The organism is Mariniphaga sp. (genome assembly GCF_041687215.1).
Classification (GTDB): Bacteria; Bacteroidota; Bacteroidia; order Bacteroidales; family Prolixibacteraceae; genus Mariniphaga.
Map to the genome: position 1 here is coordinate 1 of NZ_JAWLCI010000104.1, position 7722 is coordinate 7722.

Below are 7722 nucleotides of genomic sequence, written 5' to 3' on the forward strand. Positions count from 1 at the left end.
TCAATATCCCTGGCTGCCGTTCAGGTGTCTCCAGGTAACAGAATGTATGTTTGGCTTCGTGATGATTTAGAACCTGCATTAAAGTTTGTCCTTGCCAATAGTGCCACTGCAATGCTAATTAAGACTCTCTAATGAAAACAGTGAAACATATCCTATTTAATAAATCCCTGGTATTGATTTTTGCTGTAATCCTGTATTCATCACTAAACGGGTGTAACGATGATCTGTTTCCTGAAACTGTTACCATTGAAAGAACAGTAAGTGCCGCATGGAGTGCTGATAATCAGGATATTCTGAAAGTAATTTCTACTTATGAAACAAAAAAGCCGGATGAAATTTACTACAATGCCACTTCAGCAAAAAACTGGAATTTTAGGTTTGAAATCTGCAATCCTGATTTAACTGCCCGGTCAACTTTCGGGCATTATCGGGATAATGATATGGGTGGACGGTTATATGCTGTTTACTGGCTGCCAAAAGTTAATAAAATACTTACTTCATTTCCAAATCAATTTGCAATGTTGATAAATATGGACGGAACAGAAAAAATACTTAAGACTCCTGATGAGGTTTTAATAGCAATATTAGGTAGCACGCAAATCTGGTTAGGGGCATGGAATTATGCCCCTTCTCCAAATGAAGAAATTATTGCCGTTTATTACTTTGTTGACAGTGGTGAACTTTTAAATCTGACCTATAAACATTGCATCTCATTTTTTGATGTGAAAACAGGGAACCATATTTTTTCACAAGAGATACCTTTCCCTAAAATTAAACCGGAACTATGGACCGGTATTCCGGATTACGAGGATCGAAGATCTTTCCTTTGGGCAAAAGATGGTTCAGGTGTATTTTTTGTAACCCGCGACCAATCCTATTTTGTAAGATATGGAGGAAATAAAGGGATTGAAAGTGTAAACCTTGTTCCCGAACTCGGATTAATTACCAATTCAGGACCAGTATCAAATGATGGGAAATATTTGGATATAAAAATTGATGGGAACGAAACAGATTTGCAAATCAAACAAATTGATAATTGGAAACCATTTTCCGACTTAAAACTCATACCTGCCTCAGAAAATACATACAGCTTCTATTAATGTTTAAGCTGTAAAAAAGCCTGCTTTATCAGCAATAAGGCAATTGGACGAAATGGTTTGTAAAATGCGGGAAAATTCTTTTTAGAAATTGAAATTCAAAAATGAAAACGACACTTGTATTTTATTGTTTTTTGATGCTGTTTTTTATTTCTTTTATTTATACAGGGTGCTCTAAAGATGAAGAAGATACGATTAAAGAAACAGAAGTTATTTGTAATGAAATCAGAGCAGGCCTGACAGGTAACATTGTGTTCATCAATAAAAGTAATCATGTAATGAAAACCTCATTTCATGGAAGTTCTTTTAAGATAGGCAATTCGACTTTACCTCCAAAATGGTCTCCTGATGGCAATTTAATTGCATTTGTTGAGAACGACAACGAAAATACTATTGTAAAAATTTTCAACAAAAACGGAAATGAAGAAAATAGCTGGTTGCTAATGCCTTCCATACAATCAGACGGCATAAATCCATTAACCTGGTCTCCAGCCGGAACCACGATAGCCATACTAAACAGGTTAAGTGAAATAATTTATCTGAATATTTCCAACGGAGAAAAATCTATGACCCAAATCGGTCAGGAAGAAACACCAATCCGTTCAATTGCATGGTGTCCCAAAAACAATAAAATTGCGATCGCTCAATATTTCGGAGTAAACTCCAAATCAATTTCTATGATTAATGCTTTCGAGAACAATCCCAATAAAGAATTACTTGTTAATACAGAAGATTTTGTTGAATACATGGATTGGAATACAGATGGTTCCAAACTTGTATATTCGGGTTTCGGCTATGGTTCTGTTTATACAATAAATTTTGACGGAACAGAAAATCAAAAAATAATTACAAAAGGTATTTTCGAAAAGGAACCAGTATTTGGTTTCGCGCCCTGCTGGATGTCTAATGGAAACCAAATTATATATGTAGGCATAACAGGCACTGACGGCTCAACTTTAATTCCCGGTTTATTTGTAACTGAAACTGAAGGAGCATACAATGTCAATTTAGAAATTGAGGGAACAAAACCTGATTGTATTTGAATGATTAACAAAGATCGTAAAGTTCTATGTTACCGGTCTGGAACTTTTGTGAATTTACGATTCTTTAAACCGAAACCGCGTTAAAACATTGACAGTAATTTTGATTCTGGCTTCAGATAATCTGCAAGTCATCATAATTAAAAATGATTAATCATGAAAGCTTCAAAAAAAGTTAAAGTTTTAAGACCAATTCTGATGATTTTTATGTTAGAACACTTGTTTACAGGCAAAGCTACCAGCCAGTCAGGGTATCATGAACTGTCAGCTTCCTGGGGAATTAAATCTACAACTGAGCTCAGTCACCTTAGTGAGTGGACGGAAAGTTTTATTACCATTTTCTCATTTGGACTGGTAACATCAAAAACAACAAACATAAAAGTAACCGGACCTATATTATTCTCCTGGAAATACATTCCGAAATCAAGGTGGGGTTTTGGAGTTTTGGCTGGTAATTCCAAAGGTTCTTACGATATAATTCTGGGTTCTCACTGGTCTAAAAATCAATCTGTTAACCATTACAAATATTCGGCATTTACCATTTCACCCGAAATTGACTTCCGGTATATACAAAGAAATATGTTTACCCTGTATTCGTCTGCTGCCGTCGGTTTAACTTTTCTGGAAGAAGAGGTGAACAGATCAACAGAAAAAAGAAATTATGCCGATGCCCACTTGTCATTAATCGGGTTACGCTATGGACAAAAACTGGGTGCTTTTGCTGAACTGGGCTTCGGTTTTAAAGGCCTCATCAATTTTGGAATGAATTTGAAACTATAAAATTTTTAAAAATGAAATCAAAATCAAACAAAACTCTGCAAATTATAACCAGTATTTACGCTGTTTTGTATTTCGCATTAATAGCAAATGCATATATTAAAGGCTATGTGTCATTTTCAAACCTCAACCATAATTTACAATTAGTACTCTTGCTAATTTTTTTGTTGGGTTTTATTTTGTCGTGGACGAGCAAGAAAATGGCAGGAATTATGCTTATGATCTGGAATGCAGGTGTTTGGATTTTAGCTCTTTATTTTGAAAAAGGCGATAACGACAGTCCTATGGCAGGTGTGATGGCTACTCCTATAATGGTTTTCGGCGCAATATTCCTTCTTGAATGGTATAAAACCACTAAGTCAACCATGCTTTCAGAAAAACAGCAATGGAAATATGTTCTCCGCGTGCTTTTAATCAATTATGCTGTCCTTTACGGCATCGCTGTGTTTTCAGATCTTTCATACGGGAAAGGGGTCGATTATTTTAGTTTACCTTATATAATATTTCCACTGTTGCTCCTGATATTTTTAGTGGGCTTTTTATTATCATGGAAAAGGGAATTTTATGCAGGATTTATATTCCTTTTTTGGTGTGTGGTTTATCTTTGTTTTGCCATTGCATATACTGAAATTCTTCAGGCGGGCCCATGGATTATATTTGGCATACCTATCCTGTTTCAGGGAATATTTTATATAAAAAATCATTATGAATTCAGGACGAAATAGAAATTTATTTATGAAAATATTTCTGATAATTGGATTGTTTGTGTGTTTTGATTTTTGGAGTGATACACAAGAAAAAAGAAACAAAAAAGCTAAAGGTTTTTAAGACTTGGATTAAACTTAATTTTTAAGAAATAGAATATGAATAAAACTACTGGTATTTTAGGTTATCTCTTTCTGGTTATCAGCGGAGTTTTTCTTGACGCTCCAATTTTTGCCCTTTTGGCAATGCCGTTGTTTTTGGCCGGGTTAATTTTATTAATAATCTTTTATTTGGGTCTTATAGACAAAAAAAAACCTGGCAGATGGCTTTTTGTTTTACAGGTGGTAACCGGCACGGTTTTGCTTTGTGGAGTTCTCGGGTATGCGGCTGTTGAATACAATCAATATTTGGTGTCGCTTGACAGAAATCCTGCAACGGAGCCTTCCTCTTCAACATTGATTATTGTAATATTTATAAATTTAGTGGGGGCCCTTCTCATTTATTTTGGAATTAAAAATAGCAGTAAAATCAATGAATCAAATCTGCTTTTTGTTTGGTTGCCTTCTTTTATATTAATCCCACTAACAATAATTCTTCTGAAATTGACTGAATTGACAGGAATATGGTTAGGTGGATAAAAACAATTTCTTTAATTACCACAAACCTCAATGTTGTTGTCTCAAGCTACTTAAAGAATAGACTGCAACTCCGCCTACCAGCCATGCAGGAACAATTAAAAGTCCGTATTCTGCCCTAAACCGGGTTTTTTCTATTTTTGTTATGGCCGAATTTGGAATTTCGACAAAACGGCTGGATTCATTTTCATCAAGAAGTTGGAATCCCGGCTCCACATAAACATCCAGCCATTTCTTCTTTTTCGATTTGGGCAAATCAGTCAAATAACTCTTCATTAAATCGCCGGTTAAATCGTTTTCCCGGAAAACAAAATTACTTAATTGATAATTTTTACCGTTTTGATGAATCAGTACCTGCTCCTTTTTTGAAATAGCCGAATCGTCCAGTGAAATTACCCGTGTTCCAAAACAACCGCTTAGAGCAATAAAAACCAAAAAACAGAAAAGAAACAAACCAAATTTCTTTTTCATGATAACCTTGGATTTATAATACAAGTTATTGAAAATTTCTGGTTTATTTTACTCCAAACATTACTTCTTATTACTACATTTCAAAATCGCATCAAATCTGGGAGATTCACTGCAAATTCAACTTTTTAATATAAAAACAGAAACCCATATTTTTTCATATTGAAATACATTTATGTATCAAAATTTTATTCGTAAATTGACTAGTAAAACCGGCAACTAAAAAATTTGACTACTTTAAATTGCCAATTTATGGGGTGACCAGAGTTCATAAAAATGAATTCCCTGTTCTTAGGATATATATCCTGACATTCCTGAAAAATAATTCCAAATCATCAATTTAAAATTTTAAATCATGAAAAATCTGATTGTAATCCTGATTTGTCTTTCCTTTTTTGAAACCGGCGCCAAAAGCTGGAGGTTAAGCAACAACCCGGCTGTAAAAGCCGGTTTTAGTACATTTGAAGCGGCACATGCAGCCGCCGCTGCCGGTGATACCATTTATGTGGACGGTACCGGGGAGTATTTAAGTTATGGACATGCAATTATCACGAAAAAACTTGTAATTATCGGACCCGGTTATTTTCTGAATGAAAACGATTCCACACAGGCCAGCAAAATTTACGCTCGTTTGTATTCCATGGTAATTGAGTCTTCTGCTGCCGGAACTGAAGTTTATGGCCTGTATTTTTATGCTTCTGGCACAACACACCTCACAGTAAAAGCATCGAACGTGGTGATATCCAGAAATTTCTTTTTTCAGAATGGGTACAATATCATCTATCTTAATGGAAATATTCAAAATGTTACCATTACTCAGAATTATGCCTACCAGATACATAACAATTCCGGAACTGCCAGTAATATTTTTGTTGCCAACAATTTTATTGGCGACAGAATAGATATGCAAAATACCTCCAGCGGAATTTTCATAAACAATGTTGTCAGGTACCATATACATACATATAACTCAGTTATTAAGAACAACATAATCTACGGGGAGGGTTCTTCTGTTGTTATAAGTGAAAGTTACTCCGGAAACACCATTGCCAACAATTTGTATGCAGGGAATCTTGGTTCTACAGGAAATTCGACCAACAAAGCAAATGTAAACATGAGCGAGGTTTTTGTTGATTTTGCAGGGAACCAGGGTTACAGCACCGACGGAAGATGGCAGTTGAAACCCGAAGGCCCGGCTGCTGGCGCAGGTGAAAACGGAATCGACTGTGGCATGTTTGGCGGCAGCGCCCCTTATGTTCTTTCAGGACTTCCGCCCGTGCCTCGCATTTACGAAGCCATTGTTCCAGCTTCTGGCTCAATTGTTTCAGGTCTTCCTGTTATTATTAAAGCGAAATCGCAAAACTGAATAATCATGCCGTGTATTGCGTATAATATTAATGGTAATAAAGATGAAAAAGCTGATTTTTTTATTTTGCGTTTGGATACTGTATACACCGGTGCCGGGTCAGAACATTTCGCAAGTTGAATATTTTTTCAATAACGATCCCGGTTTTGGAAAAGCAGTTTCTGTTCCGGTCACCGCCGGAATAAAACTGGAGCTGGCAGTTAACATTCCTTTAAATGATCTGGATTTGGGATTAAATACTTTGTATGTGAGGGCAAAATCGGAAAACGGTAACTGGGGGCAGACGTATTGCAGTAGTTTTCTGGTAACCAGATTGCCTGATTCAGATGACCCCAAGATAGCGGCAGTTGAGTATTTTTTTAACAATGACCCTGGTTTTGGAAAAGCAGTTTCAGTTCCGGTCACCGCAGGAATAAAACAGGAACTGGCGATTAATATCTCTCTGAATGAACTGAATACAGGATTAAATACTTTGTATGTAAGGGCAAAATCGGAAAACGGTAACTGGGGACAAACCTATTGCAGTAGTTTTTTGGTTACCCGGTTACCTGATTTGATTCATTCGAAGTTAATTTCAATGGAATATTTCTTTGACGATGATCCAGGGGTTGGAAACGGCAATTCCATCTCTTTCCTTTACGATTATCAGACGGTTGTAGATGTAACCCTGCCTTTAAAAACCCTTTCCGACGGGCAGCACATACTTTATGTAAGGGCAAAAGATGAAAAAGGGGTTTGGGGTGGAGTTTTTCAACAGCAATTTTTGGTTTTGTCAGGGCAAAACGATATGCCTGTTATAACAAAGGCAGAATATTTTGTAAACACCGATCCGGGTTTTGGAAAAGGAATACCAGTTCCCATTAATACTCCCCGGACTACTGTCAGAAAATTTTTTACTGTAGCCGCTGAACATCTGACTCCCGGAAACGATACCGTTTACATCAGAGTTCAGGATAACCGGGGAAACTGGAGTCCAACCTTCAGTGAGATAATCCAGACTTTGGAGGCCGCTGCCGGAAGCCCTCCTGATAACCTGGAAGTTTCAGGCATAACAGAAAATTCAGTGAACCTCACCTGGAATACCGGCGCCGCAACCGGCTGGGATATGGTCTGGGGTCCGTCTGGTTTCGACTATACCGAAGAAGGGATACTGGTTTTACATGCCGGAAATAACAGTCATAAGTTAGAAGAGTTGACAGGAGGAACTTCCTATGAATTTTACATAAGAAGTTCGTTTCCAACAGGTCTTGTCAGCTACTGGGGTGGTCCTTATTCGTTTACAACTTCCGGATTAACTGATGTTGCCGAAATCAGTTCGGGTGAAATAAGCATTTTTCCCAACCCTGCTTCCAACAGATTGTACGTCCGGCTGTCAAACCAAAATGGTCAGAAAACAATCCTGAGACTTTATAATTTACAGGGGCAGCTATTGCGCGACAAAAATTATAATTCTATTGAAAACTCTATGCTTCAAATGGATTTAAAAGGCCTTGTGCCAGGCATTTATTTTCTAAATCTGGAAAACAAACAACTGAATTTGACCCGAAAAGTCATAATACAATGATGGTGGTGAAATTTTCTGCTGGTAATGTTTTCTGTAAAACTTTTATTTAAAAAATATAATTCCTCTGTAA

Annotated in this window: 8 protein-coding genes; 7 read left to right on the forward strand and 1 reads right to left on the reverse strand. The window is 36.6% G+C overall.

The annotated features are described in order from the left end of the window. Positions 1-131: 131 nt before the first annotated feature. The 5 genes from ACESMA_RS20840 (at position 132) to ACESMA_RS20860 (ending at position 4257) form a co-directional block, all read left to right on the forward strand. The gene (locus ACESMA_RS20840) at positions 132-1100 is read left to right on the forward strand and encodes a hypothetical protein (RefSeq protein WP_372950811.1); all 969 of its coding nucleotides are present in this window, start codon (positions 132-134) and stop codon (positions 1098-1100) included. 101 nt (positions 1101-1201) lie between these two features. Beyond that, positions 1202-2140: a hypothetical protein gene (locus ACESMA_RS20845; protein ID WP_372950812.1), complete on the forward strand. Its 939-nt coding sequence runs from the start codon at positions 1202-1204 to the stop codon at positions 2138-2140. Positions 2141-2293: 153 nt separating this feature from the next. Next, complete coding sequence (locus ACESMA_RS20850; RefSeq protein WP_372950813.1) at positions 2294-2917, forward strand: hypothetical protein; 624 nt, start codon at positions 2294-2296, stop codon at positions 2915-2917. Positions 2918-2928: 11 nt separating this feature from the next. Then, the gene (locus ACESMA_RS20855) at positions 2929-3639 is read left to right on the forward strand and encodes a hypothetical protein (RefSeq protein WP_372950814.1); all 711 of its coding nucleotides are present in this window, start codon (positions 2929-2931) and stop codon (positions 3637-3639) included. Between the two features lie 138 nt (positions 3640-3777). After that, the gene (locus ACESMA_RS20860; protein WP_372950815.1) at positions 3778-4257 is read left to right on the forward strand and encodes a hypothetical protein; all 480 of its coding nucleotides are present in this window, start codon (positions 3778-3780) and stop codon (positions 4255-4257) included. 27 nt (positions 4258-4284) lie between these two features. Here the strand turns inward: ACESMA_RS20860 and ACESMA_RS20865 are convergent, their stop codons facing one another. Beyond that, entirely contained in the window at positions 4285-4725 is a 441-nt protein-coding gene (locus ACESMA_RS20865; protein ID WP_372950816.1) for a hypothetical protein, read from the reverse strand. A gap of 352 nt (positions 4726-5077) precedes the next feature. Between ACESMA_RS20865 and ACESMA_RS20870 the strand changes: the two genes are divergently transcribed. Together ACESMA_RS20870 and ACESMA_RS20875 are read left to right on the forward strand one after the other, a co-directional pair. Next, positions 5078-6088: a hypothetical protein gene (locus ACESMA_RS20870; RefSeq protein ID WP_372950817.1), complete on the forward strand. Its 1011-nt coding sequence runs from the start codon at positions 5078-5080 to the stop codon at positions 6086-6088. A 43-nt stretch (positions 6089-6131) separates the two neighbouring features. Further along, positions 6132-7652, forward strand: a complete 1521-nt coding sequence (locus ACESMA_RS20875; RefSeq protein WP_372950818.1) for a T9SS type A sorting domain-containing protein — start codon at positions 6132-6134, stop codon at positions 7650-7652. The last annotated feature ends 70 nt before the right edge of the window (positions 7653-7722 follow it).

What these genes read in the sequence shown, in the direction of transcription:
- ACESMA_RS20860 (WP_372950815.1), top strand. Translation starts at nt 3,778, where the DNA reads ATGAATAAAACTACTGGTATTTTAGGTTATCTCTTTCTGGTTATCAGC.
- ACESMA_RS20870 (WP_372950817.1), top strand. Translation starts at nt 5,078, where the DNA reads ATGAAAAATCTGATTGTAATCCTGATTTGTCTTTCCTTTTTTGAAACC.
- ACESMA_RS20840 (WP_372950811.1), top strand. Translation starts at nt 132, where the DNA reads ATGAAAACAGTGAAACATATCCTATTTAATAAATCCCTGGTATTGATT.
- ACESMA_RS20875 (WP_372950818.1), top strand. Translation starts at nt 6,132, where the DNA reads ATGAAAAAGCTGATTTTTTTATTTTGCGTTTGGATACTGTATACACCG.
- ACESMA_RS20850 (WP_372950813.1), top strand. Translation starts at nt 2,294, where the DNA reads ATGAAAGCTTCAAAAAAAGTTAAAGTTTTAAGACCAATTCTGATGATT.
- ACESMA_RS20865 (WP_372950816.1), bottom strand. Translation starts at nt 4,725, where the DNA reads ATGAAAAAGAAATTTGGTTTGTTTCTTTTCTGTTTTTTGGTTTTTATT.
- ACESMA_RS20845 (WP_372950812.1), top strand. Translation starts at nt 1,202, where the DNA reads ATGAAAACGACACTTGTATTTTATTGTTTTTTGATGCTGTTTTTTATT.
- ACESMA_RS20855 (WP_372950814.1), top strand. Translation starts at nt 2,929, where the DNA reads ATGAAATCAAAATCAAACAAAACTCTGCAAATTATAACCAGTATTTAC.